Source organism: Fulvivirga lutimaris (assembly GCF_009711525.1).
Taxonomy (GTDB): Bacteria; Bacteroidota; Bacteroidia; order Cytophagales; family Cyclobacteriaceae; genus Fulvivirga; species Fulvivirga lutimaris.
On sequence record NZ_SMLV01000383.1, the window covers coordinates 1 to 25706 of the forward strand.

The window sequence follows — 25706 nt, forward strand, 5'->3', positions numbered from 1 at the left end:
TTCATTGATCAATGTTATTGGGTTAACTATTGGTATTACGGGTAGTCTATTGATTTATCTGCATATCATGAATGAGCTTAGCTTTGATGATTTCCATTCAGATAATGTCTATCGTGTTACGCGATCATCAGATACTTCTTCAGGCTTAGACTTCGAGGCTAATGTTCCATACCCAATTATTAAAGCTTTAAACTCTGACTTTCCTCAAATTGAGCAAGCAACACTTTATCATCAGGACCGGGATCCGGTTTTAAATATAGATGGGGAGAAATTTAAGCTGAATAACGCAATTTTTGCTGATAGTAATTTCTTCGATGTTTTTGATTTTAAAATAATCTCAGGAAATGCCAAAAGAGCGCTGGGGCAACCCAACAACTTGCTTCTTTCTAAAAAGACAGCAGAGCTTTATTATGGTGAAAGTGACCCTATTGGTAAAAAAGTTAAATACAACCAACTGGATTTAGAAATAGTAGGTGTTTTTGATGATTTACCTCGCAACTCCAGCATCCAGTTCGATGCTATGGTATCTTACCCCACATTCTCATCAGACTATATCGGAGGACTCAATATAGAAGAATGGAATATGAGTGCTGAGGGATTTGCATTTGTTGAGCTGAATGAAAATGCTACGCAGTCGGCTGCAGAGGAGCAGTTTTTGGTGTCTATGAAAAAATATTACTCTGAAGAGAGTTATAACAGAAGACACTTTTATCTCCAACCAGTAAAAGACATTCATTTTGATGCCAAATGGAATGACAGTGCTGTCAATACTACTTCCTTAATAGCATTGGGCGTAATAGGAGCTTTTCTGATTTTTATTGGTTGTGTCAATTTTATTAACCTCTCTACAGCACTTGCTGTCAAAAAGTCTAAGGAAATAGGCATTAGAAAAACATTGGGTGCCAGCAAAAAGCAGCTAATAGCCCAGTTTCTCGGTGAGACCTTCATAATCACCTTTGTTTCAGCCATATTGTCTATAGGTATTACAGAAAGGGTTATTCCAATTTTTAATAACAGCTTTAACAAAAACCTGGTGTTTAATATCTTTCAGGATGTTAATATTTTAGTTTTTGTTCTACTGCTGGTTATTGTGGTTACGCTCATTGCAGGTATTTATCCGGCACTTATATTATCTGGATACAACCCCATTAAGGCGCTTAAAACTAATATCCATTCGCAAAGTACAGGTTCTTTATTCTTAAGAAAGGGCCTTATAATATTTCAATTTCTGATCTCTCAGATATTGATCATTTGCACTATTGTAATATCCAGCCAGATGGATTTCTTCACCAATAAGTCATTGGGTTTTGAGAAGGAGGCTATACTTAATATTGAAATGCCTGACAGTGACACGGATAAGCTGGATAGGTTTAGAGAACAGTTAATGGTGGGTACAGGCATTGAAAATGCTAGCTTTTCGCTTGGTGAGCCCATGTCAACCAACACTTTTGAAACTAACTATCGACTAACAGAGGATCAGAGTGAATTACATAATCGTGTGATTATAAAAGTGGGTGACCGCTTTTATAAAGATACTTATGGGTTGACCTTATTGTATGGTAGGTGGTTTACCGAGGCTGATGAAAAGGCTGCTGAACAGTTGTTTGAAACAAGTGAGGAAGAAGGGCAACTCACTTATATTGTTAACGAGGAAGGTGCAAGAACCTTAGGTTTTGCTAACCCGGAAGATATTGTAGGGAAGTACATTACCACTGGAATTGGCGATATATCAGCCGAAGTCATAGGTGTGGTTAAAGATTTTCACCTGACCTCATTACATGAAAAGATCAGTCCTGCAGTGCTCGTTCATTTCCCACAGTTTTATTATAACACGGGGGTTAAAATCTCCTTGGAAAATAGCAGGGAAGCCATTGCTCATATTGAAGAAAGCTTTAATAACATTTATCCAGAAAGCATCTTTGAGTACAGCTTTATAGATGATAGCATTCAGGAATTTTACACTAACGAGTCTCAAACTTTTAATTTATTAAAACTCTTTAGTGGTCTTTCGATATTCATTTCGTGCCTTGGCTTATTAGGAATGATTTCATTTATAGTTTCTCAGCGTACAAAAGAAGTAGGGGTTAGAAAGGTGCTAGGTGCAGGTGTTATGAGTATTGTGTTGCTCTTTACTAAAGACTTTATGGCGTTGGTAATAGTAGCCTTTGTAATAGCAAGTCCTATAGCATGGTATGTTATGGATAGCTGGTTAGGCAATTTTGCCTACCAGATAAATATGCAAGTGTGGTTCTTTGCCCTGGCCATGTTGATTTCTGTGATAATCACATTTGTTACGATTGGATTCCAGTCATTTCAATCGGCTATATCAAACCCTGTTGATAGCTTAAGAGATGAGTAAATAGATATTAGACACAGGACTCAAACCTAAATACTAACGACTCAATACTAAAAATTATGATAAGAAATTACCTGATAACAACACTCAGAAACCTCGTAAGAAACAAGGTGAATACTTTTATCAATGTAGTGGGACTTTCTATGGGCATTGCCTGCGCCCTGGTGCTATTTCTACTGGCCCAATATGCCAAAAGTTATAATGCCTTTGAAGCAAATTATGACAGAGTCTATCGCATAGTACACTCTTCTAATGGCCAGGGAGGGGAGAAGAGTTATACCCCAGGTATTCCCATTCCAATGGCTGAAGCCGTACGCGAGGATTTTCCTGAGTTTGAAGAGGTAGTGCTGGTAAGAGGTCATTATGGTGAGATGATGTTCACAGTTAATCCTTCATCTGCAGACCCAAAGTATTTTGAACTTCAGGAAAAACAGATAGTATTTACTGACAACAATTACTTTAAGGTATTTTCAAAGGAGTGGATAAGTGGTGATCCTGATAAAGTGTTAACAACCCCCGGAAGCACAGTAATATCAAAAAATGTTGCTGACCTGTTGTTTCCTGATGGCAATGCAATCGGTCAGAATATCGTTTTCAACAAACAGCATGAGCTGGTGATAGAAGGGATTGTGGAAGAGCAGCCAGCAAACTCTGATATGCCTTTTCATATTTTTATCGCCAATGCAACTGTTGCTAAAGAAATTGCAGAAGCACGCTGGAATAGTATAAGTAGTGATGATCAACTTTATGTGTTGGTACCGGAGAAATTGGAAATGGACCATGAAGCGAGATTAGGTCAGTTTGTAGGTAAACATTTTAAAAACAATGAAGATAATACCATGTATCATATGCAGCCCATGAGTGATTTGCATTTCAATGAAAACTGGTCAAACTTTAGTTACAACACGGTTGAGCAAAGTGATATTCTCACTATGATTATTATTGGAATATTCCTTCTAATTACTGCATGCATCAATTTTATTAACTTATCTACTGCAGTGGCACTCAAGCGTTCCAAAGAAGTAGGAGTACGTAAAGTAATGGGAGGTACCAAGAGCCAGCTGGCGTTTCAATTCTTAAGTGAGTCTTTTGTTATTATTTTGGTTTCTCTTATGGCTGCACTTGGTTTGGCAGAGCTTATGATTATTGAGGTTAATCCGTTTTTGGGTGTGAACCTTAATATAGACCTAACAAATCCACAGTTTATATTGCTGTTGTTTTCAGGGCTTATTGCCGTTACATTTTTTTCAGGGTTTTACCCGGCCCTTGTGCTCTCCAGCTTCAACCCAGCACTAGCGTTGAAAAATCTTATTACCGCAAAACATAGTGGTAAATTATCCTTGCGGAAGGGACTAGTGGTATTCCAGTTCTTCATTTCACAGCTGTTTATTATCGGCACTATTATTACCATGACTCAAATGGATTTTATTCAAAACAAAGACTTAGGTTTTGATTCAGAGGCGGTTATTAATGTTAGAATTCCAGAGAAAGATGTTTCTAAACAACATACCCTAAAGACTGAAATAGAAAAACTGTCAGGGGTGGAAAACATTAGTCTCAACTTTAGTGCGCCATCATCTGGTTCAGTTTCGGTAAGTAACTTTTATGTTGAGGACAATGAAGAAGAGTATTATACTTCGATGAAATTTGTTGATGATAAATACATCGAAACCTACGGTATAGAGCTGTTAGCTGGAAGAAACATTGTTCAATCTGATACACTAAAGGAGGTAGTGGTTAATCAGAAGTTGCTTAGGTATATCGGTTTTGAGGATAATTATGAGGAGGCACTTGGGAAACAATTGAGAATCTGGGGCAGACACATACCTATTGTAGGTGTTGTTAAAGACTTTCATTCTGTATCGCTGCATGATGATATTATGACCATTGCGCTTTTTAGTGATGTCGATTCTTACAGAACCGCAAGCCTTAAAGTCAACTTAGCCGCCTTTGAAGATACTAATCAACAGATTGAAAAGATTTGGAAGACGCTATATCCGGAGTACGATTATGACTACACCTTCTATGATGAACAGCTTGAGCGTCATTACGAAGGAGAGCAAAAAATGGCAACCATCTTCTCATTCTTTTCTATCATAGCCATTATAGTGGGCTGCATGGGGTTGTTTGGTTTGGCTTCTTTTATGATCAATCAAAGAATGAAAGAAATTGGTGTGCGCAAAACACTTGGTGCGAGTGTTCAAAGTATTGTAGGGATGTTCTCTATTTCATTCTTTAAGCTAATTGTTATCGCTTTTGTATTTGCCGTGCCACTGGCCTGGTTTGCCATGGATCAATGGTTAAGCAATTTTCAATATCGTATTGATATGTCTCCGCTGTTATTCTCTGCAGGGCTTTTGGCCACACTATTTGTAGCCATATTGACGGTAGGCTTTAAATCTTTGAGAGCGGCCATGGTTAACCCAGTTGATAGTTTAAGAGATGAATAGTTTTAGACTTTTAGATGTGAGACAATAGACATGAGATTTGAGACAATAGACTAAAGATGCTAGAATTTAAAACTGCCAATAACTCAATGCTCATATCTAACTACTCAATACTAAATAATAAAAATGCTTAAAAACTTCATAACCATAGCGCTTCGTCAGTTCAGGAGAAACTTGAGCTACAGTATTATCAACATCCTTGGTTTGTCATTAGGCCTTGCCGGGAGTTTTGTTATTGGCAGTTGGGTATGGCAGGAGTTAAATTTCGATAGACATTATCAGGACAGTAATAGAATTCATAGGGTGTCGGTTTCTTTTTTTAATTCTGGCGCATTTGCTCGTGGACCAGAAATACTTAATAATGTTTTAGCAGAGCAGGCACCAGAGGTTGAAATTGCTACAAGGGTTGAAAATCAGAGAACGAAGAATGTTTATGTTGATGACCGTACTTTTGAGATTGCCCCACTTGGAGTAGATTCTACTTTTTTCAAGATATTCGACCATCATTTCATTTCAGGAAATTCTGAAGCCGCATTGGCAGAACCTAACAATATTGTAATTTCTACTGATTTGGCGAATAAGCTATTCGGTACTGATGAAGTATATGGTAATATCGTTGAAATCGGTGAAGAAAAGACACCATATACGATATCAGGTGTAATTCTTAAAAGTGAGAACCCAACACATTTAGAAACTGATTTGTGGATGCCGATTGAACTTGAAGGATCTGACAATTGGTTGTCATCTCAATATTTTGATTATGTAAAATTAAGTTCAGGAACCTCAAAAGAAGATTTAGAGAGAAGGCTTGAACTGATAAGAAAGGATTTGGTTTACCCAACTTTTAATTCAGGGATGCCTTATGAAGATTGGGTAAATAGTGGAAATTTCGGTTTTTATGTGAAGCCATTAACGGATATTCACTTAGATCCACCAATGAAATTTGATTTGCAGGCAGGTGGTAATAGGGCCAATGTCTATGTGTTTTTAATGGTCACAATTTTTCTATTGGTGATAGCTGTAATCAATTTCGTTAATCTTTCAACCGCTCAATCAGCTAAAAGAGCTAAGGAAGTGGGGGTTAGAAAGGCTATGGGTACCTCCAGAAAGTCTTTGATTATTCAGTATCTTACAGAATCAGTGTTAGTCAGTCTGGTGGCACTTTTTGTTGGTGTGGGACTTTCAGAAATATTCCTCATTCTTTTTCAATCATTTACTAATGAAAAGCTTATAAATGGCCTTTTTTCTGGATGGTTTTTTGGTATGGTGTATTTCGGGTTTGGACTTGTGGTAGGAGTTTTAGCTGGCATCTACCCTGCATTTTATCTAAGTAGCTTCAAGCCAGTTGATATACTAAAATCTAAAATTGCAGTGTCAGGTAGGGGTGCCTTCAGAAACTTTCTGGTGGTTTTTCAATTCACTATTTCAATAGCCTTGATCATTTGCTCCGTAATAGTTTATAATCAATTGGATTATTTGAGAACTGCTGATCTGGGCTTCGATAGAGAAAATGTTCTGGTCATCAATAATGCTGACTTATTGGGAGAGTATAGGGAAGCCTTTAAACAAAAATTACTTCAGCATAATGCAGTAAAAACTGCCAGCTTCAATAAAAGAACCCCGGCAGGACAATCATTATGGCTCTATGTCTTCAAGACAAAGGAAATGGAAAGGGGAATTGGTCTTCAGACATTCATAGGTGATGATCAGTATTTAGAGACGGTCGGTTTTAGGCTATTAGAAGGGCGTAATTTTTCTAAAGAGATAGCTTCAGATTCAACAGCATTAATCCTCACTGAATCTGCGGTAAAGGAACTAATGCTTGGAGATAACGCTATTGGTACAGAGCTCAACAAGGGTTATCATGTTATAGGAGTGGTTTCAGATTTTAGCTTTAAAGGGTTTGATGAGAAGCCTGAACCTGTAGCGATTATTCAAGACACTGATGGGTACAGACTATCGATCAGACTACAGGGTAATCAGGAAGCCGAATTTATTGAATATCTAAATGCTGAATGGCAGGCTTTGTCATTGGATGATCCACTGAACTATGCATTCATAGATGATAATTTTGAGCAACTGATGGAAAAAGAAAAGACACTAGGTAAGACCATTGCCTTCTTTACCTCCATAGCCATTTTTATATCCTGTCTTGGACTTTTTGGGTTAGCGGCCTTTACCACGGAACAACGTCAGAAAGAGATTGGAATAAGGAAAGTGCTTGGAGCTTCGGTAAGCACAGTTGTACTGTTGCTTAATAAAGGCTTTACAAAATTGGTAGCCATATCAGTACTTATTTCTGTTCCATTAGCCTGGTATTTAATGGATCAATGGCTTCAAAATTTTCAATATAAAACTGATATCAATATTGCAATTTTCATCTTGTCTGGGTTCGCAGCAATGTTTATTGCCTGGCTTACAGTAAGCTACCTGTCCATTGTAGCAGCTGCTGCTAACCCTGTAGATACCTTAAGGAATGAATGAATTGGAGACATGAGATATTAGATGTGAGACGCAAGACTAAAGTGGTAAATAATGAAATACTAAATACTCTATACTAATGTCTCTATACTAACAACTGAATACTAACTACTAAAGAAATGTTAAAAAACATCTTCAAAATATCACTTCGGATTTTCATCAAAGAAAGGTTCTATTCATTTATTAATGTTTTAGGACTGGCTCTGGGCGTGGCTTCTTGTTTAATAATAGCTCAGTATACAACCAATGAGTTGACTTATGACACCCATCATCCTGAGGTTGAACAAATATATAGGGTCAATCAAACCAATTTCTGGGCACCAGAAGGAGGTGTCATGGGTTCCACTGTTTTGCCTTTGGCTGAGGCCTTAAAAACAGAATTTCCACAAATTAAAGCTACATGCAGAATCAATACCCCTTATGCTAAAATGATAAGCGCAGGTGGTAGTAGCGAAACATTTCTTGAAGAAAACATTCTGGGTGCGGACAGTACATTTTTTGACTTTTTTGGATTTAAACTTCAGGAAGGGAATCCAAAAACAGCTCTCGATGAAATAAACACGGTAGTTATTACGTCAGAAATGGCTCAAAAGTATTTCGGACAAGAATCAGCACTTGGAAAAACTATTCTTTATGGTGATGACAAAAAGACGTTAGAGGTTACTGGTGTATTGGCACCAAATCAGCAAAATGCACATTTCGATTTCGATTTCCTTATTTCAATTTATACAAATCAGGATTGTAAAAGATTTGAATGGAGCTGGATATGGACCCAGGTAGTTACTTATGTTAAAGTAGAAGGAGACATACAGCCTATCCAGACGAAACTTAATGAGATAGCTGATAAATATGCATTGTCAGCATTTAGAAGATTGGGAATTGAATTTGATGAATTCGAGAAGGAAAAGGGTGAACTGACCTTCTACCTCCAGCCAGTCACGGATATACATCTGAGAAGCGGAAGTATTGACAATCGTATTGGTACTGATGGTAATATAGTTTATATCCAGATTTTCGGTATTGTAGGGTTTGTTATTCTCTTATTGGCATGCATCAACTTTATTAATTTATCTACTGCCCGCGCTGGACATCGAGCTAAGGAAATTGGCCTGAAAAAAGTGTTGGGATCTAGCAAAAAGCAGCTGGTAGGTCAACTGCTATTTGAAAGTCTCCTTATTAGTATAATAGCCACAGGGGTTGGACTTGGGCTTACAGAGCTTTTTAAGATAGGCATGTTAAATTTTCTTGGAATAGAGATTGAGAGTGTTTTTAGTGTTCAGACCTATTCATTAATCATTATCCTATTTCCCATAATAGTAGGCTTTATTGCCGGTGCCTATCCAGCACTATACCTAACTCAATTTAAACCGGTATCTGTTATGAAAGGGCAGTTTACTTCTGGTAAGGGCAGTGCAAGGTTTAGAAATGGCCTTGTGGTGTTCCAGTTTTCTATTGCCATTTGCTTGATGATTTGTACCACCATTATTTATCAGCAGTTGAATTACTTTCAAAATAGTAACATGGGTTTTACAAGAGATAACATGATTGTTATTAATGAGGTGGATCAGCTGGATGAGCAAACGGAAAGTTTCTTTAACCAGGTCAAACAGTTATCAGGTGTTAATGATGTTATAGTATCAAGCGTGGTGCCAGGCTTTGGAAACCCTGAAGATCTAATGTTTATCAAGGGTAATCCTGACCGAAAGGTGTCACTAGGAACTATTAAGGTTAATGAATCATATATTCCTGGTCTTGGAATGGAACTGGTGGCCGGTAGAAACTTTGATAAGATGCAGGATGAAACTCACAATATTGTGATCAATGAAATGACAGCAGAATCTTTTGGTTGGACTCCTGAAGAGGCCATTGGTAAGTCGCTTGTGTACTATGAACCAGAATTTAATGTAATAGGTGTAGTGAAAAATTTCCACTCCCTTCCGTTGTATTATGAAATTGCCCCATTAGCACTTTTTGACTTTAAAGCACCCATTTTTAATGCCTCTCAAAATGTGCTGGTTTCAGTAAATGGCACCAATACAATGAATATCATCGAGGACCTTGAAAAAACCTGGAATGGCATTACAAATACAGTTCCTTTTAATTATAATTTCTTGGATCAACAGCTCGCTGATGTGTATAAAAGTGAAGATCAGCTGAGTAAGCTGTTTGTTGTATTTACCTCACTGGCCATGATTATTGCCGGTATAGGTTTATTCGGACTTTCTGCATTTGTAGCCACAAGACGTAATAAGGAAATGGGAATTAGAAAAGTACTTGGTGCGTCTGCTAGTCAGCTTGTAATGATGATTAACACGAAATTCTCTACACTGATCCTGTTATCGTGCTTGATAGCAGCCCCATTGGCCTGGTGGCTGATGCAACAGTGGTTGACAAACTTTATTTATCATGTAGATATTGAAGTGTATGTGATGGTGATGTGTATAACGATGGTTTTGATTTTTACTTGGTTAACGGCAGGTTATCAATCATTAAAAGCAGCACTTACCAATCCTGTTGACGTACTTAAAGACGAATAATAAGAATTATCTATGCTTAAAAGAAACCTGAAACTTGCTTACAGGATTTTGATAAAAAATCCATTGAATTCATTCATCACCATCATTGGCCTTTCTGTTGGTATTGGCTGCTTTTTGGTGCTCTCGCTATTCGTTTGGGATGAATATCAAACCGATAGATTCCATGATAATTACGATGATATCTATTGTCTGAGTATGAATTACATGGTGGATGGTAAACCGATGTTTACCATACCGCCTCCGGCAGGTTTTCAGAATGTTTTTAATGAAATACCCGGCATAGCAAAAAGCACAAGAGCATTTGTCCCGCAAGAAGTTGCTGTTGAAGTGGGAGATAAAAAGTTCTTCGAAGGAGGGAGTATCTATATTGATCCGGAGTGGAGAGAAATTTTTGATTTCGAGTATGCCAATGAAAATTTTGATTTCATTACCGATCCTTCCAAAATTGCGATATCAACAGCTATTGCAGAAAAATATTTCCCTAATACAGATCCAATAGGAAAAACGATCAATCTACAAGGTGAATCTTATATTGTCGATAATGTTGTTTTGGCTACTCCAACCAATTCAAGTATTGATATCAATTTTTTGATCTCATTCGAGAAGCGTGGACAAGAAGGGGTAGATATAAATTCATTTAAGGAAGGGCACACACCCTACTTTCTAATATCCAAAGCAGACCCTGCTGAACTTACCAAGGATCTTCAGAAGTTGATGGATGAAAAGCTGGGAGCAGGCTTTGTTGAGCCGGAGCTATTCTCGTTGAAGGACTTTTATTATGGTGATTACTTTAGGTTTAAACTTCATAAAAGTACCATCAGGGGTAAGCAGACCTTTGTTAATGTATTTACTGTAATTGGGCTGCTGATTTTGGTAATAGCGATCATCAATTATATCAACCTAATTACGGCAAGAGCCACGGAACGAGCCAAGGAGGTAGGCATCAAAAAGACCATTGGTGCATTCAGAAGCAATCTGATTGGTCAGTTTTTGTTGGAGTCAGTTTTGATTACATCAATTGCAGCATTACTAGCTTTTGGTTTCAGTGAATTGATTCTCAAATATTTCAATGGACTAATTGTCAAACCTGTTGACAGCTCAATATTGCTCACATGGGAGTTTATGTCTGGTTATGCCATAGCAGTACTGCTGTTAGCGTTACTTGCGGGCATTTATCCTGCATTTGTATTATCCAAATTCAGACCTATAAAGGCTATATCCAATAACTTGAAAACAGGAAGTGGAGGAGCCAGCTGGCTAAGAAATATTTTAATCACTTTACAGTTTTCTATTACCACGGTTTTGATTTTTGGCTGTGTGGTGATCATTGGTCAAACTGGCTATTTGGTGGATTTTGATTTAGGATTTGATAGTGATAAAATTATCTCTGTTCAATCCAGTGAGTATAGTAAGGAGCATATAGATGTTATAAAGTCTGAGTTGAAGGAAGTAAATGGTGTAGATGAGGTCTCTGTGGGCAACCTACCAGGTATAGGCTGGATGTTTAGTCAAAAGTTCGGAGAGGAAACTATCAATGTTGCGCTTAATCAAGTTGATGAAGATTTTGTAAATATGGCGGGTCTTAAAATACTTGAAGGTAGAAACTTCACCCAGGAGGATAGGGGTAAGGAAAATGTGATTATTAATAAAACTCTTCGTGATCTTTACTTTGGTGATCAGCCCACCTTGTTTGGACAGCTGCCGGGTAAGGAAGGCTTTCTGATTGGGGTTGTAGACGATTTTTACTTTAGTTCTGTAAAGCATGAAATCAGGCCACTGGAGCTTAAGATGCATGAAAATGAATTTGCAAACATATTGATCAGAGTCAATGAATCATCAAATGCCAGACAGGTGGTGAATGATATCCAGAGTGCTGTAACCACGGCAGATCCTGACAATGTTTTTGAATACCACTTTATTGATCAGCAGTTTGATGATCAATTTAAATCAGAGATGATATTTCTGAACCTGATTGAGCTTTTTACAGCCATCAGCATCTTTATAGGAGTTATTGGATTGTTTGGCCTGGCACAGTTTTCATTTCTGAAAAGAATGGGTGAGATGGGTATCAGGAAAGTATTAGGTGCCACTTCGGCTAATATCATCCAGATTTTACTAAAAGGCTTTCTTAAACCCGTTTTTATAGCATCAGTCTTTGGCCTGCCCATCGGCTATTACATTATGAATGACTGGCTGCAATCTTATACTAACCAAATTGATCTGAGTTGGGGTATTTATGGTGTTACTTTATTGAGTATTGTTAGTGTAGCCTTAATTACAGTGTTGTATCAAATAATACAGGCAGTGAGATTGAAGCCAGTAGATACTTTGAAAGGGGAGTAGATGTACCTCTAGTTGAATTGTTATGATGGTGTGCAATTATATTGTCTAGTTATAGCACGTTCCTTCGTTCTTCAGTATACCTAAAAAAGTGAGTTACGACTCAGTAACCTGTAGCTCACCTCCGGCACATACTATATCACAAGCTGCTAAATAAGAGCAGCTTGTGATTTTATAGTTTTGAGATTTATTGATTTGGTTTTCTAACAGTAAATAACCTGGCGGCATAAGGTGTTTGAGCCATGGCCTTTGCTGCCTTATCTTCAAATACATTGATGACATCCTGTTTTATCTGGTTTTGAATTTGCTGGCTCGTATTTTTTAGAGCAGAAACTACAGGAGGAACAACATCATTCATAAAATTCCAGTATTCATCAGCAGAATCACAATTCATAATCCCTGCAATGGTTTTTTCTGTAGCGCCAGAGAAGCCTAATTCTGAAAATAATGATGTTAAAAAACCTCCAGCGGCACATCTAAATAGCCCAGGTTTCTGAGGTTCTGGTGCTGGCAAATCCAGATGCTTTTTTAGTGCACCCATGATGGTAGTTATCCACGCATTCTTTTCTGGTTCTGCCCATACCGTGGTTACAAGTACCCCACCCGGTTTAAGCACACGCATCATCTCACGTGCTGCCAACTGCATATCAGGGAAAAACATAAAACCAAGCCTACAGCTAATTGCATCGAAGGTATTGTCTTCAAACGGCAATTCACATGCATCAGCTACTTCAACACTAAAGTTGTCAAGAGCCATGGCACTTGCTTTCACTTCTGCAATTTCTAACATTTGTTCGGACAAATCTGTGGCTATCACAGAGCCTCCATTTCTGATTGTTGCTGCAATGGTCAACCCGGGTTCGCCCGTACCGGAAGCAATATCCAGTACCTTATCTGTTGGTTTTAAGGACAATTCGTCAATGATACATTGTCCTTGCTCCTTAAGAAACCTCATTGTGAAGTCATCCCATTTATTCCATCCTCCTGAAAATGAATTCCAGGAGTTTCTCTGATTGTCTCTGATTTGAATAAGTTCTGTGTTCATTTTCGGTGTTTTTTATTGAAAGGAGTTATTTGATTAAGCTAGATTCACCTGAATATCCATAGGGTTAATGAGCGAGTTGTAAACTGGAGATTGTTTTGCGAGAGCAATTAATTCCTTTTTCGATTCCTCATCTACTCCTTCAATGTCAAATGTCACATTGATTCTTGTAAACTCTTTTTTGACATTAGCGTCAAGGCCTAGAAATCCTTTAAGATCAACATCGCCCTCAATTCTAGATGAAACCGCTCCAATCTCGATTCCTCTTGCAGCGGCAAGAAGTACCATTGCGGTGGTCATACAGCTTAGTAGGCCATAGAGTAATACTTCACCTGGGTTTGCACCAATATTATTACCCTGAAGTACCGGTGGTTCATCATGGTCGTAAACAAAAGGTTCAGTACGGCTAGTGTCTTCCTGACAAGCACCATAAAAACCTTGTACAAAGCTGCGATTGTGTGCTCCCCCCATCCAGGTGTTAGTAGCTCTCAATTCAAATTTTGCTATTTCTGGATTGCCCTGAATAGCCATTACGGTGTTGCCAATTGCTTCTTGATCAAATCCGTTTACTGTTTTTCCTAATACTTCCATTGTTTTAATTTTTTAGTTTTTTAATTAGTTACAATGCAAAAGTATAGGTTGAAGCAGCGCTGTAGATAGGCTCAAAAGTTCATAAAATCAACAATTCGGTTCAAACTGAAGATGGGTAAGAATATGTGGTTAGTTACGCTCTCGGTATTGTAGTGGAGTGACCTCAAAACGAAGTTTAAAGGCTCTTATGAAGCTGGATGGTTCTTCAAAACCACATTCTAATGAAATTTGATTGATTGGCTTGTCTGTGGTCATTAGCAAATGAGACGAAAAGTCAAGACGCTTTTCTGATAACCATTTACCGGGTGAAGTTTTAAATACTTCCTGAAAGCACCTTTTGAATGAACTAAGGCTCATGTGGCATAAGGCGGCATACTGTTCTAGATTGAGGCAGTAGGCAAAATTTTCTTCCATGACCTGCTCCAGTTGTGTGCTCTGTTTTTTGTTTAGTGATAGAAGGTGACCAGCCAATGACTGATGATTAGGGCGTGTAAAGATATTGAGAAGTAGTTCTTCAAATTTTAATTGAAGTAAATGTTTGTCAGGGAAGGATGGAGAGCCCAGAAAAGCGGCCAAAGAACTTACATAACCTTCCAAATAATTATCAGATTCTATGCGAATTACCGCATCGGTTGAAGAATTCGTATCTATCGGGTTATTTTTCAACATACTAGAAAAACGCTGAATGAATTTCCTAATAAAATCATCGGAAATGAACACCATTAGCGCACAATAATCCTCATCAAAATACTGGTGTACCAGATTGGCTCCTTTTTTAACGAACAATGAGTCTCCTGCTTCTACAACATAATCATTGTATATGCTACGCCACATTTTTTTACCTGATGTCACAAAGACAAAGTAGTTAGCGTCAGAGAAAATACCAGCCTTAGATTCTTGGACTAAACATTTATATTCAATGAATAGCAGCTCCCCCAGCACAAGCTTTTTATAATCATTACTTTCTTTTAAATACCCATATAAGTCGAGCATACTGTTGAGATCGATGATTTACTAAAAATATGATTTTTCTCTAGATGCCAAAAAGAATGGAGCGACTAAGTTGATAAAATGCTTCATTCAATTATCGTTAACAATGGGACTATATCAGGCCGGTTGCTTCTACAATTGATAAGCTTATGCAAGATTGTATTTCTTAGTGTATTTATGACACTCATTGTAAACGAGCCCTAGCCTGGGCTAGCTTAATTTAAATTAGATTGCCAGACTGAATCAATTTCAACAGTTGAAATTACAATATGGCGATTATAAAGTTTAGGGTGGGCGTAATCGAAGATGGCTTTAGGTAAAGAATCTTCCAAGGATTCAATTAATTCAGCCTGAGATATATTTGAAATGACATCCCTGAATAAGGCTCTTGAGTCTGGTATTACAATGGTTTCCTTATATGTTTCTCCATAATCACTATCAATAATTTTTATACTGTCAATATTAGGTTTGAAATACATTCTGCCAACTAATTCTATGTAAACTGAATCATTTGTGATTCCTGTAAGACTAAACTCATATTTCTGAGAGGATGTGTCATATAAGGCGTAACTGAAAGATTCTGGAATTGAATGTTGCCCAGTATAAAGAATGGTCATTTCTGAATTATTATCAGTAATCACAGCTAATTCATTCGAACCTATTTCTATTGTCCTTTGTGGAGAACAGGAAATAGCTAAAGTGGTGATTAAAGTATTTATAAATTGCTTCATTCAAATTACATAAAGAATCAGGATAAAATTAGTTCTGTAACCAAATAATGTATTGTTCACTAATCTAACGGATTTCGCTAATTACTGAACCATCTCAGGTGTTTTCCAATTCTTTATCCTATCCTGGTACTTGTTATAGAGTTTAAAGAAGGCAATGGTCATTTTGGGAGTGAAGTTACCAGGGGCATTGGAGAGTACACATATTGAAATATCTTTAGATTGGTTAAGTGCTATATCGCTTTTGTAACCATTGGCATAACCACCATGATATATGAGCGTATCTTGTGGGTAGTTGACAACGCGCCATCCAAGTCCGTAATATCCAAGTCTTGGTCTGGCAAAACTACTAAAGTAGCTACTGCGTACATGAGTTGGTATTATAGGTGTAAAAACACTGTCCAGCACCACCTTAGGCACTACACTTTCTTTATGGCCTGTCACCGCCTGCATCCATTTAGTCATGTCTGTTATGCTCGCATTAATGCCTCCGGCAGCTGCTACATTATAATAAGCACTTGAAATTGGTATGGTACGAAAAGATTTCCCTGAAGGAAGATGAGGCAGCGCTTTGTTATCATCAAGCAGCATGGTGCCCAGACTTATAGAGGCCCTTTCCATATTCAGAGGTTTGAATATTCTGTTTTGCATGAGCTCTTTGAAGCTTGATTGCGTCACCTTTTCGAGTAATGGTTCCACCAGAGAGTAGGCCACATTTTGATAGCTGTGTATGTCTCCGGGGTTTCTGGAAAGCTTCACATTATTAAGCTCTTTAATGAGTGAGTCTCTATGAAATCCTTCTTCTACCAGGTTACTGTAGGCCTGATAAGGATAACCACTGGTATGAGATAATACATGAGCAATACTTATAGAATCTGTCCACTGCGCTGGGGTAGTTTTAAAATTAGAAAGGTAATTGCTTAGAGGGTCAAACCAGCTGAGACATTGTTCTTCTTTTATAATGCCCATGAGTATTGAAGAAAACCCCTTAGAAACAGAAGCCAGTCTGAACGTGGTAGTTTTATTAATACTGTCCGTTGTATTAATTTCTTTTACTCCTAATGGTTTGAGGTACTCTACCTTGCCATTAATAACAATACCAACTGCGGCCCCTGGTATTTTAGATTTTTTAAACTCACGTTCCAGTTCAATATTATATTCCTGCAAAAGGCTGTCTATATAAGGGTTGGTAATCTCATTAAGCACGGGTGCTTGTACTAAGGCAGTTGTAGGCGAGGGTGAGAGGTAGTACTGTGAGGCAAAACCAAGTATCAGAAAAACACTGATGCTACTTAAAATGATATTAAACTTTTTGCCTTTCAACTTTTCTTTTCCCACGAAGTTAGCAATTCTAGATATTGTCTTCCAAGGTTTTCGGTCAGGTAAAAATGAATTCAATACACGCTCATATAAATTATTGAAATAGGTCATTTCAGTACCGATCACAAACCGTCCGATAACAGACACTTGATTCCAAAAACGGACAAAAAGCAAGTAATTATTGTTTAGATTTATGGTTAAATAAGGTTGTATGCCACATTCATAAGGTTGGCATATTTATTGGCAAGCAGTTAAACTATAAAAGAGAACGCATGATCAAACTCGTTAATGTTGACAAGTACGTTGATTCCAGATTTCAGAGAACATTTATTCTGAAAGGAATTGACCTGGAAGTAAAGCAGGGAGAATTCGTAACTATCATGGGACCCAGTGGTGCAGGAAAATCTTCCATCATGAATATCATAGGTATGTTAGATGAGCCTTCTAAAGGCGAATACTATTTCTTCGATGAGCCTGTGCATAAAATGAAGGAACGTAAGAAATCTGAAATGCATAAGCATCATATCGGTTTCATTTTTCAAGCCTATCACCTGATAGACGAACTCACAGTTTATGAAAACATAGAAACGCCACTACTTTACAAAGGTGTGAAAGGCGCGCAGCGTAAAAGTATGGTGGCTGAAATTTTGGACAGATTCCAGATGGTAGCAAAAAAAGACCTTTTTCCTGAGCAGTTGTCGGGTGGTCAGCAACAGCTTGTAGGTGTTGCAAGAGCTATTATCGGTCAGCCAAAATTATTATTAGCAGATGAACCTACTGGTAATTTGCATTCAGAGCAGGGCGAAGAGATCATGGAGATCTTCAAAAAATTGAATGAAGAAGGTATGACCATCATTCAGGTAACTCACTCTGAAAAGAATGCAGAATATGGCAACAGAACCATACGGTTAGTAGATGGTGCTGTTGAATCTGATACCAAGAAGGAATCAATAAAGAATTAAAAATTTTAACTCAAAATAATGCTTAGAGTAACATCTATATTCTCACTTATTTGTATGTCCCTTTCTGTTTTTGCTCAAGAAGCAGAAAGGACTCTTACGTTTTCTGAAGCGGTCAAGATAGCTTTAGAAAATAACATTACGCTGAAACAACAAGCTAATCAGCAGTATGTAAATCAGGCTCAAAAGAACTCTAGCATGGCTCGAGTTGCTCCCAATGTATCTGCCATAGCTCAAGGGTGGCAGGTTCAGGGTAATCAGTTTATTGAGCAAGAGGCACGTGTGGTTAATGATGCTCAGACTAAAAACTTTTATGGGAGTTTAGACGCGTCTATGGTTCTATTTAACGGGTTTAATCGTTTAAACGGCATCAGAATGGCTAATGCAGATTTAGATGCGCAGCAGCACCTTGTTAACAGAACCAGACAAGATGTTATCACCAATGTTTCTAATCAGTACCTACAATGTCTTCTTGATCAGGAATTAATTCAGATTGCACAGGAAGATGTGAAAAATCAGCAAAACCAGTTGAATCAGATTTCTGAAATGGTGGAAGCCGGAAGCCGAGCTAAAGTAGACCAGTTTAATCAGGAGGCTCAGGTTAAGTCTGCAGAGTTAGTGTTGCTAAGAGCTGAGATTAGACTGAGAAGAGATAAAACCCTCTTGGCACAAACACTGCTATTGGACCCTGCTACACCACTAAGCCTGCAGCAGCCACAGTGGTCTTTAGATGCCAATGATCTTGATGCCTCTGGTCTTGATAACTTGTATTCGACTGCATTAGAAAGCAGAGGGGACTATTTGAGAGCTGAGAAAAATGTAGAGTCATCTAAAAGAGGTTTGTCTATTTCAAAAACATCATTCATGCCTTCGCTTGCTGCATTTGCCAGTCTAAACTCCAGATATAGTGATGCGTCAATTCCTGAGTTTTCAACTCAAATTGATGATAATCAAAGAACGGAATTTGGCTTAAGACTGAGTATTCCAATTTTTAATGGAATGCAGAATAATGTTAATTTCGTAAGATCCAGAGTGAATTATGATAATGCGAAGCTTAATCTTGAAAATGCTGAAATCACAGTTAAAGCTGATGTTTTGAATGCTCATCAAAGTTACAAGGATGCTACGTTGAACTACGAAGCTTCTAAAGCGCAACTTGAGGCTGCTAAGTTGTCCTTTGATTTGGAGCAGGAAAGATACGAATTAGGAGTTTCTGACTTTGTTGCTTTTTCTCAAGCTAATCAGACTTATGTGAGAGCAAAGGGCGATTTTGCTCAGGCAAGTTATACGCTATTGTTTCAGGATATTCTGTTGCAATATGCAACAGGCACTTTAACTGAAGAAGATATTGAGTAACTTAAGAGTTGAATAATCTCTTGAGTAATGACATCAACACAAAAAGTAATATCAATGGCCGTGAGAGTTATCACGGCCATTATTTTTTTACAGACACTGTACTTTAAGTTCACAGGAGCAGAAGAAAGTATCTATATTTTCACTACTGTGGGTATGGAACCCTGGGGAAGGGTTGGTTCAGGTGTTGCTGAACTAATAGCATCCATATTAATTCTGGTACCGCGTACTGCATGGCTCGGAGCTTTAATGTCGCTTGGTGTTATATCTGGGGCCATTTTCTTTCACCTTACTGTTCTTGGCATTGAAGTGCAAGGCGATGGAGGCTACTTATTTATTCTGGCATTGGTAGTATTTATTTGTTCAGCCATTACGCTATGGATTCATAGAAGAGACATTCCTTTCTTGAATCTAAAGTAGACCAGATATAGCAAATCGTCTTATTTTGACTTTCTGAGCTATATTTCTTATTTTATATGTATGTCAAAACATGATTTACATACCGTTGTAGAAGTACTTAATACACTGAAGAAGGAAGGTTTTAAAGATGATTTTGAATTTAGCAATCATTCTTTAAAGCGTGTAGGGCAAAGTAAGCCCTACAAAGTTAGCGAGGTGGAAGTTGTGGACGAGTTTCGTTTTGAAGGTGAAACCAATCCATCAGACTCCTCTATTTTGTATGCGCTAAAGACAGAAGATGGTAAAAAAGGGACGCTAATAGATAGCTATGGACCGCAATCTAATGTAGAGCTACAGAATTTTATCAAGGAAGCTTCATAAGCGGAAAATGAGTAAATAACTGCGATCAGTAAATGCTAGGGCATACCTTTTATGGCCAAAAGACTATTTTATTTCTCTTTCTTACCTTAAAACTTAAGCGGACTTATCTATTTTTGTTTCAACCCTATCTTGCAGGTTCAAGACTGCTGGATAGGTTTTTTAATTTTAAATAGAGTACTTGAAATTGCATCCGGGTAATTTCAAAAAACTAATGACATGTCTGCACTTCTGTACTATCTATTATTGCCATTAATTTATTTGGTATCCTGGAGTCCTTTTTGGCTGTTGTATGCCATTTCAAGTGGTGTTTATGGACTCATGTTTCATGTTATTGGGTATCGCAAGAAGGTAGTAAAAGAAAATCTGCGCAATGCCTTTCCTGATAAAACAGAGACGGAGATATCTGCTATTACCAAAAAATACTATAAATACCTGTGCGATTTAATATTTGAAACACTTAAGACAGTAACCTGGAACGAGCGTGATGTGCATAAAAGAGTGAAGATGCACGATGTGGAGTTGATGGATAAATTGTATGAGCAGGGTAGAAGCATTGTTATTGTGATGGGACATTTGGGCAACTGGGAGTGGGCAGGCCCAGGATTCTCTCTGAATTATAAACACCAATTGTATGTGGTTTATCAACCACTTTCCAATAAGTACTTCGAGAGGATATTTAGTGGCTCACGCACAAAGTTTAACACTAAGATTGTACCTAGAAAAGATACGCTGAGAAGTATGATATCTAATAAAAAGACAATCAGTGCTACAGCTCTAATTGCTGATCAGGCGCCAACGCCAGTTAAGACTGCCGTGTGGATGGATTTTTTGAATCAGGATACACCAGTATTTAATGGTCCTGAAAAAATCGCAAAAATGCTGGATTATGCTGTGGTGTATATGGACGTGCAGCGTGTGAAAAGAGGATATTACGAAGTGGTTCCCACCTTACTTTTTGATGAACCCAAAGAGTCTGATGAGAATGAGATTACTACAGCTTTTAACAAGAAGTTAGAGGAGGGCATTAAAGAGCGGCCTGAGACATGGTTGTGGTCACATAGAAGGTGGAAACACAAACGACCAGTTAATTAATTATTATCTTTGAGACGATTTAGAAAGCGATTAACTAATGAATGTTCAATTAAATAATGATGTTGTAGAGCGTCCGAAAATTCTCACTAATAGAGAACTCATTCTGGCCAGCAGAAAATACGCAAAGGAGGATGTGCGTAAAAGCTGGAACTACACCATATCTACAACTCTATTTTTAGCACTTTCATTTGTGGCCTCTTTTTACGCTCCACATTGGAGCTTGAAATTGCTTTTCGGAGTGGTAGCTGGATTGTTCATGGTAAGGTTTTTTGTCATTTATCATGACTATCAACATGAAGCCATTCTAAAGAAGTCTAAGCTGGGTAAATTTGTAATGACCTTATTTGGGATATTTATCTTAGCACCTACTAACATCTGGAAGCGAACTCATGATCACCACCACAATAATAACTCTAAGCTCTCCAATAGTGGAATAGGCTCATATCCGCTACTATCTAAAAAGGATTTTAATAAACTGACTAAGAAGGAAAGGGTTAAGTACCTTGCGGCAAGACATCCTCTGACCATTTTCTTTGGTTACATTACGCTATTCATTCTTGATTTCAATGTTAAATCAATTGTTATAAGCCCCAGAAAGCACTGGGATTCTTTCATAGCGTTGATATTTCATATTGCCATGGCAGTAACGGTTTATTATTATGGAGGTATTTTGGCGTTAGCTTGTACTTGGATATTACCATTTGTAGTGGCTAATGGACTGGGTGCTTATTTGTTTTATGCACAGCATAATTTTCCTGATGCCACATTTAGGTATAATAAAGAATGGGAGTATACCAATGCCGCTATTAACTCAACAAGCTTTTTAGTTATGAACCCTGTTATGAATTGGTTTACAGGTAATATAGGATACCATCACGTGCATCACGTAAATCATCACATACCTTTCTATAGATTAAAAGAGGCTATGAGTGAGATCAAGGAGCTTCAAAATCCAAAAACTACCACGCTAAAACCTAAGGATATTATCGCTTGTCTTAGATTAAAGGTGTGGGATTGCGAAAAAGGTAAAATGACTGCCCTTTAGATAAGGATGAATAAATACATATTCATCTTCTATGCTGTTGATTTTCAATAAAAAACACTAACTTTGCGCTCCCTTTCAGGTGAATGGGTCATTTCGGGCAATTTTCCGAATTGAAAAACAAAAACAAATTTGCTTCTCCATCGCTCTAGGGAAGCATGTATTTAGAAGAGCGACATTTTATATCATGGCGAAAGAAAAAGCTAAAGCAGAAGAAGTAAAAGACGAAACTGCAAAAAAAACAAAAACTACTGCTAAGAAAACAACAGCGAAAAAGACTACTACTAAAAAAGCTGATGCAGTAGAGAAAGAAGAAAAGCCTAAAAAAGCGGCTACTAAGACTGCTAAAAAAGAAGAAGCTCCTGCAGCTGAAGCTAAGGCAGAAACTCCAAAAGTAGAAGAAACCAAAGAAGCCCCTGTTGCTGAAGCTCCAAAAGCTGAGAAAAAAGCAGAAAAGAAGGCTCCTATCGAAAAGCCAGCATTTGCTGAGCCAGAAGCTTTTGATTGGGAAGCATTCGAAACAAAAGGTTTTGGTGAAGGATACTCTAAAAAGCAGCGCGAAGAAATGGCGTCTGTTTATGAGGACACTTTAACTACTATCGAAGAGAAGCAAGTAGTAAAAGCTACTGTTGTTGGTATCAACGCAAGAGACGTAATCTTGAACATCGGTTTCAAATCTGATGGATTGGTATCTGCTACTGAATTTAGAGATACTCCAGATCTTAAAGTTGGAGATCAGGTAGAAATATTTATAGAAGAGCAAGAGAATGCTAACGGTCAGTTAGTTCTTTCTAGAAGAAAGGCTAAAATCGTTCAGGCTTGGGATAATATCCAGGGCGCTCTTGACAATGATTCTGTTATCGAAGGATTCGTTAAAAGAAGAACTAAAGGTGGTCTTATCGTGGATATCTACGGTGTTGAGGCTTTCTTACCAGGTTCTCAAATTGACGTTAAGCCGATCAGAGACTTTGATATTTTCGTTGGTAAGGCAATGGAAGTTAAAGTTGTTAAGATCAACTACTCTAACGATAACGTGGTTGTTTCTCACAAAGTATTGATCGAGAAAGACCTAGAAAAACAAAAAGCTGAAATTCTTAACAACCTTGAGAAAGGTCAGGTACTTGAAGGTACTATTAAGAACATGACTAACTTCGGTGTATTCATCGATCTTGGTGGTGTTGATGGTCTTCTTCACATTACTGACATCTCATGGGGTAGAATCAACCACCCAGAAGAAGTTCTTAATCTTGACGAAACAGTTAAGATTGTGGTTCTTGATTTTGACGAAGATAAGAAGAGAATTTCATTGGGTATGAAGCAATTGACTGAGCACCCTTGGGATTCACTAGCTAAAGATCTTGATGTAGGATCTAAAGTAAAAGGTAAAATTGTTAACGTGGCTGACTACGGTGCATTCTTAGAATTGCAACCAGGTGTTGAAGGTCTTATCCACGTTTCTGAAATGTCATGGTCTCAGCACTTGAGAAACCCTCAGGACTTCATCAATATTGGTGATGAGCTAGAAGCGGTTGTATTGACATTAGATAGAGATGACAGAAAAATGTCTCTTGGTATCAAGCAGTTAACTGAAGATCCATGGACTAAGCAAAATGTATTGACTAAGTATGCTGTTGGTACAACTCACAAAGGTATCGTAAGAAACCTTACTAACTTCGGATTGTTCATCGAGCTTGAAGAAGGTATTGATGGTTTAGTACACGTATCTGACCTTTCTTGGACTAAGAAAATTAAGCACCCTTCTGAATTCGTAAAAGTTGGAGAAGAGCTTGAAGTAATGGTTCTTGAACTTGATGTTGACAACAGAAGATTGGCATTAAGCCACAAGCATTTAGAAGAAAATCCTTGGGATACTTTCGAAACAGTATTTACTCCAGGATCTGTTCATAAATGTTCTGTACTTGGCATGACTGATAAAGGAGCTACTTTGGAGCTTCCTTACGGAATCGAAGGATTCTGTTCTGCTAGAAACTTAGAGAAAGAAGATGGATCTAAAGCTGCTGCTGGCGAGACATTGGAATTCAAAGTGTTGGAATTCTCTAAAGATGATAAGAGAATTGCATTGTCTCACAAAGCTATGTACTCTGCTGAAGAGCCAGTTGCACCAGCACCTGCTAAGAAGAAAGCAAAATCTCCATCTGCTGCTAAAGCGAACAAAGATGCTGAAAAGTCTACCTTAGGTGACCTTGAAGCTCTTAGTGCTTTGAAAGACAAAATGGAAGGTGATGCTAAGAAGCCAGCTAAAAAAGCGGCTCCTAAAAAAGCAGACAAAGAAGAAAAATCAGAAGACTAATATTATCTGATGATAAAAATGAAGGGATGGCGACAGCTATCCCTTTTTTTATGACATTATTAATCTTACTCCTGTTATAAGCAGGGCATTATCCGTAATTTTGCAAAAAAAAACACCCACCAAAAGTTATGTACTACAATTCAATAATCGAAGCCATAGGTAATACGCCTTTAGTAAAGCTGAATAGTGTAGCCAAAGGGATCAAAGGTACTGTGCTAGCCAAAGTTGAATATTTCAACCCTGGTAATTCTATGAAAGATAGAATGGCGCTTAAAATGATTGAAAACGCTGAAAGAGATGGCGTTCTAAAGCCAGGAGGTACTATTATTGAAGGTACATCTGGTAACACAGGTATGGGGCTGGCCCTCGTAGCTATTGCCAAAGGGTACAAATGTATTTTTACGCTGTCAGATAAACAGTCACAGGAGAAAATAGATATCCTTAGAGCTATGGGTGCTGAGGTTATTGTTTGTCCTACCAATGTAACGCCAGACGACCCAAGATCCTATTACTCTGTTGCTCAGAAATTGAATAAAGAGATACCTAATTCTTTTTATCCTAACCAGTATGATAATACAGGTAATGCTGAGGCTCATTATGAGTCAACAGGACCTGAAATCTGGGAACAGACTGAAGGTAAAATAACCATATTGGCAGCCGGTGTTGGAACAGGTGGTTCAATGTGTGGAACAGCTAAATATCTTAAAGAACAGAATGCCGATATTAAATCAGTGGGTATCGATACTTATGGTTCTGTATTTCAAAAGTATAAGCAAACAGGTGAGTTTGATGAGAATGAAATTTACCCTTATATGACTGAAGGTATCGGTGAAGATATTCTTCCTAAAAATGTTGACTTCAGCCTCATCGATACTTTTTTGAAAGTAACAGATAAAGATGGTGCTGTTATGACCAGAAGACTAGCACGTGAAGAGGGAATGTTTGTTGGTTGGTCATGTGGTTCTGCTGTTTATGGAGCACTGGAGTGGGCTAAGGAGAACATGAAAGAAGATGATACAATGGTGATTATCCTACCTGACCATGGAACCAGATACCTAGCGAAGCTTTATAACGATAACTGGATGAAGGATCACGGTTTTATTGAAGCTAGAGAGTTTGAAACAGCTCAGGATATTGTTGATAGAAGAAATGGATCAGATCAGCTTTTTGTTGTAGATCATGCCACCAAAGTAGGAGAGGCAATAAAGATGCTTACTAAAGAGGGTATTGATCAGATTCCGGTCGTTAAAGAGAACAGTTATGTTGGAAGTGTGAGTACTTCAAGACTTCTTGAGCAATTAATGGATGATCCAGATTTGAAGTCTAAGAGTGTTGAA

The 25706-nt window shown here is 37.9% G+C and carries 18 protein-coding genes; 13 read left to right on the forward strand and 5 right to left on the reverse strand.

Going from position 1 to position 25706, the window contains the following annotated elements; translation table 11 throughout:
• The 5 genes from E1140_RS11665 to E1140_RS11685 form a co-directional block, all read left to right on the forward strand.
• On the forward strand, positions 1-2359 hold a 2359-nt coding region (locus E1140_RS11665), incomplete at its 5' end, for an ABC transporter permease (RefSeq protein WP_155183586.1).
• Positions 2360-2415: 56 nt separating this feature from the next.
• Positions 2416-4806 carry an ABC transporter permease gene (locus E1140_RS11670; protein ID WP_155183589.1) on the forward strand — a complete coding sequence of 797 codons (2391 nt, stop codon included), beginning with the start codon at positions 2416-2418 and terminating at the stop codon, positions 4804-4806.
• Positions 4807-4929: 123 nt separating this feature from the next.
• Positions 4930-7287: an ABC transporter permease gene (locus E1140_RS11675; protein ID WP_155183592.1), complete on the forward strand. Its 2358-nt coding sequence runs from the start codon at positions 4930-4932 to the stop codon at positions 7285-7287.
• Positions 7288-7403: 116 nt separating this feature from the next.
• Positions 7404-9821, forward strand: coding sequence for an ABC transporter permease (locus E1140_RS11680; protein ID WP_155183595.1), 2418 nt, complete (start codon positions 7404-7406; stop codon positions 9819-9821).
• Between the two features lie 12 nt (positions 9822-9833).
• Positions 9834-12164, forward strand: coding sequence for an ABC transporter permease (locus E1140_RS11685; RefSeq protein WP_155183598.1), 2331 nt, complete (start codon positions 9834-9836; stop codon positions 12162-12164).
• A 184-nt stretch (positions 12165-12348) separates the two neighbouring features.
• Here E1140_RS11685 and E1140_RS11690 read toward each other — a convergent pair whose 3' ends face one another.
• The 5 genes from E1140_RS11690 to E1140_RS11710 all read right to left on the reverse strand — a co-directional run bounded on the left by E1140_RS11690 (position 12349) and on the right by E1140_RS11710 (position 17006).
• The gene (locus E1140_RS11690; RefSeq protein WP_155183601.1) at positions 12349-13206 is read right to left on the reverse strand and encodes a class I SAM-dependent methyltransferase; all 858 of its coding nucleotides are present in this window, start codon (positions 13204-13206) and stop codon (positions 12349-12351) included.
• 33 nt (positions 13207-13239) lie between these two features.
• The gene (locus E1140_RS11695; RefSeq protein WP_155183604.1) at positions 13240-13794 is read right to left on the reverse strand and encodes an OsmC family protein; all 555 of its coding nucleotides are present in this window, start codon (positions 13792-13794) and stop codon (positions 13240-13242) included.
• 129 nt (positions 13795-13923) lie between these two features.
• Entirely contained in the window at positions 13924-14787 is an 864-nt protein-coding gene (locus E1140_RS11700; RefSeq protein WP_155183607.1) for a helix-turn-helix domain-containing protein, read from the reverse strand.
• A gap of 212 nt (positions 14788-14999) precedes the next feature.
• A complete protein-coding gene (locus tag E1140_RS11705) occupies positions 15000-15515 on the reverse strand; it encodes an SPFH domain-containing protein (RefSeq protein WP_155183610.1) in 516 nt (171 codons plus the stop codon).
• Positions 15516-15596: 81 nt separating this feature from the next.
• Positions 15597-17006, reverse strand: a complete 1410-nt coding sequence (locus E1140_RS11710; RefSeq protein WP_221412684.1) for a serine hydrolase domain-containing protein — start codon at positions 17004-17006, stop codon at positions 15597-15599.
• 98 nt (positions 17007-17104) lie between these two features.
• On the opposite strand from E1140_RS11710, the gene E1140_RS11715 reads away from it, so the two are divergent.
• From E1140_RS11715 to E1140_RS11750, 8 genes are all read left to right on the forward strand, one after another.
• Entirely contained in the window at positions 17105-17794 is a 690-nt protein-coding gene (locus tag E1140_RS11715; RefSeq protein WP_155183616.1) for an ABC transporter ATP-binding protein, read from the forward strand.
• An 18-nt stretch (positions 17795-17812) separates the two neighbouring features.
• Entirely contained in the window at positions 17813-19147 is a 1335-nt protein-coding gene (locus E1140_RS11720) for a TolC family protein (protein ID WP_155183619.1), read from the forward strand.
• A 27-nt stretch (positions 19148-19174) separates the two neighbouring features.
• Positions 19175-19564 (forward strand): DoxX family membrane protein, encoded by a 390-nt coding sequence (locus E1140_RS11725; protein WP_155183622.1) that lies wholly within the window; start codon positions 19175-19177, stop codon positions 19562-19564.
• Positions 19565-19624: 60 nt separating this feature from the next.
• Positions 19625-19924, forward strand: a complete 300-nt coding sequence (locus E1140_RS11730) for a phosphoribosylpyrophosphate synthetase (RefSeq protein WP_155183625.1) — start codon at positions 19625-19627, stop codon at positions 19922-19924.
• Positions 19925-20140: 216 nt separating this feature from the next.
• Positions 20141-21016 (forward strand): lysophospholipid acyltransferase family protein, encoded by an 876-nt coding sequence (locus E1140_RS11735; protein WP_155183628.1) that lies wholly within the window; start codon positions 20141-20143, stop codon positions 21014-21016.
• Between the two features lie 37 nt (positions 21017-21053).
• A complete protein-coding gene (locus E1140_RS11740) occupies positions 21054-22061 on the forward strand; it encodes a fatty acid desaturase (RefSeq protein ID WP_155183631.1) in 1008 nt (335 codons plus the stop codon).
• A gap of 184 nt (positions 22062-22245) precedes the next feature.
• Complete coding sequence (gene rpsA, locus E1140_RS11745) at positions 22246-24369, forward strand: 30S ribosomal protein S1 (RefSeq protein WP_155183633.1); 2124 nt, start codon at positions 22246-22248, stop codon at positions 24367-24369.
• Positions 24370-24497: 128 nt separating this feature from the next.
• On the forward strand, positions 24498-25706 hold a 1209-nt coding region (locus E1140_RS11750), incomplete at its 3' end, for a pyridoxal-phosphate dependent enzyme (protein ID WP_155183636.1).

Bases quoted from the DNA above. Each gene is read 5' to 3' on its own strand.
- E1140_RS11670 (WP_155183589.1), top strand. From the start codon at position 2,416: ATGATAAGAAATTACCTGATAACAACACTCAGAAACCTCGTAAGAAAC.
- E1140_RS11675 (WP_155183592.1), top strand. From the start codon at position 4,930: ATGCTTAAAAACTTCATAACCATAGCGCTTCGTCAGTTCAGGAGAAAC.
- E1140_RS11680 (WP_155183595.1), top strand. From the start codon at position 7,404: ATGTTAAAAAACATCTTCAAAATATCACTTCGGATTTTCATCAAAGAA.
- E1140_RS11685 (WP_155183598.1), top strand. From the start codon at position 9,834: ATGCTTAAAAGAAACCTGAAACTTGCTTACAGGATTTTGATAAAAAAT.
- E1140_RS11690 (WP_155183601.1), bottom strand. From the start codon at position 13,206: ATGAACACAGAACTTATTCAAATCAGAGACAATCAGAGAAACTCCTGG.
- E1140_RS11695 (WP_155183604.1), bottom strand. From the start codon at position 13,794: ATGGAAGTATTAGGAAAAACAGTAAACGGATTTGATCAAGAAGCAATT.
- E1140_RS11700 (WP_155183607.1), bottom strand. From the start codon at position 14,787: ATGCTCGACTTATATGGGTATTTAAAAGAAAGTAATGATTATAAAAAG.
- E1140_RS11705 (WP_155183610.1), bottom strand. From the start codon at position 15,515: ATGAAGCAATTTATAAATACTTTAATCACCACTTTAGCTATTTCCTGT.
- E1140_RS11715 (WP_155183616.1), top strand. From the start codon at position 17,105: ATGATCAAACTCGTTAATGTTGACAAGTACGTTGATTCCAGATTTCAG.
- E1140_RS11720 (WP_155183619.1), top strand. From the start codon at position 17,813: ATGCTTAGAGTAACATCTATATTCTCACTTATTTGTATGTCCCTTTCT.
- E1140_RS11725 (WP_155183622.1), top strand. From the start codon at position 19,175: ATGACATCAACACAAAAAGTAATATCAATGGCCGTGAGAGTTATCACG.
- E1140_RS11730 (WP_155183625.1), top strand. From the start codon at position 19,625: ATGTCAAAACATGATTTACATACCGTTGTAGAAGTACTTAATACACTG.
- E1140_RS11735 (WP_155183628.1), top strand. From the start codon at position 20,141: ATGTCTGCACTTCTGTACTATCTATTATTGCCATTAATTTATTTGGTA.
- E1140_RS11740 (WP_155183631.1), top strand. From the start codon at position 21,054: ATGAATGTTCAATTAAATAATGATGTTGTAGAGCGTCCGAAAATTCTC.
- rpsA (WP_155183633.1), top strand. From the start codon at position 22,246: ATGGCGAAAGAAAAAGCTAAAGCAGAAGAAGTAAAAGACGAAACTGCA.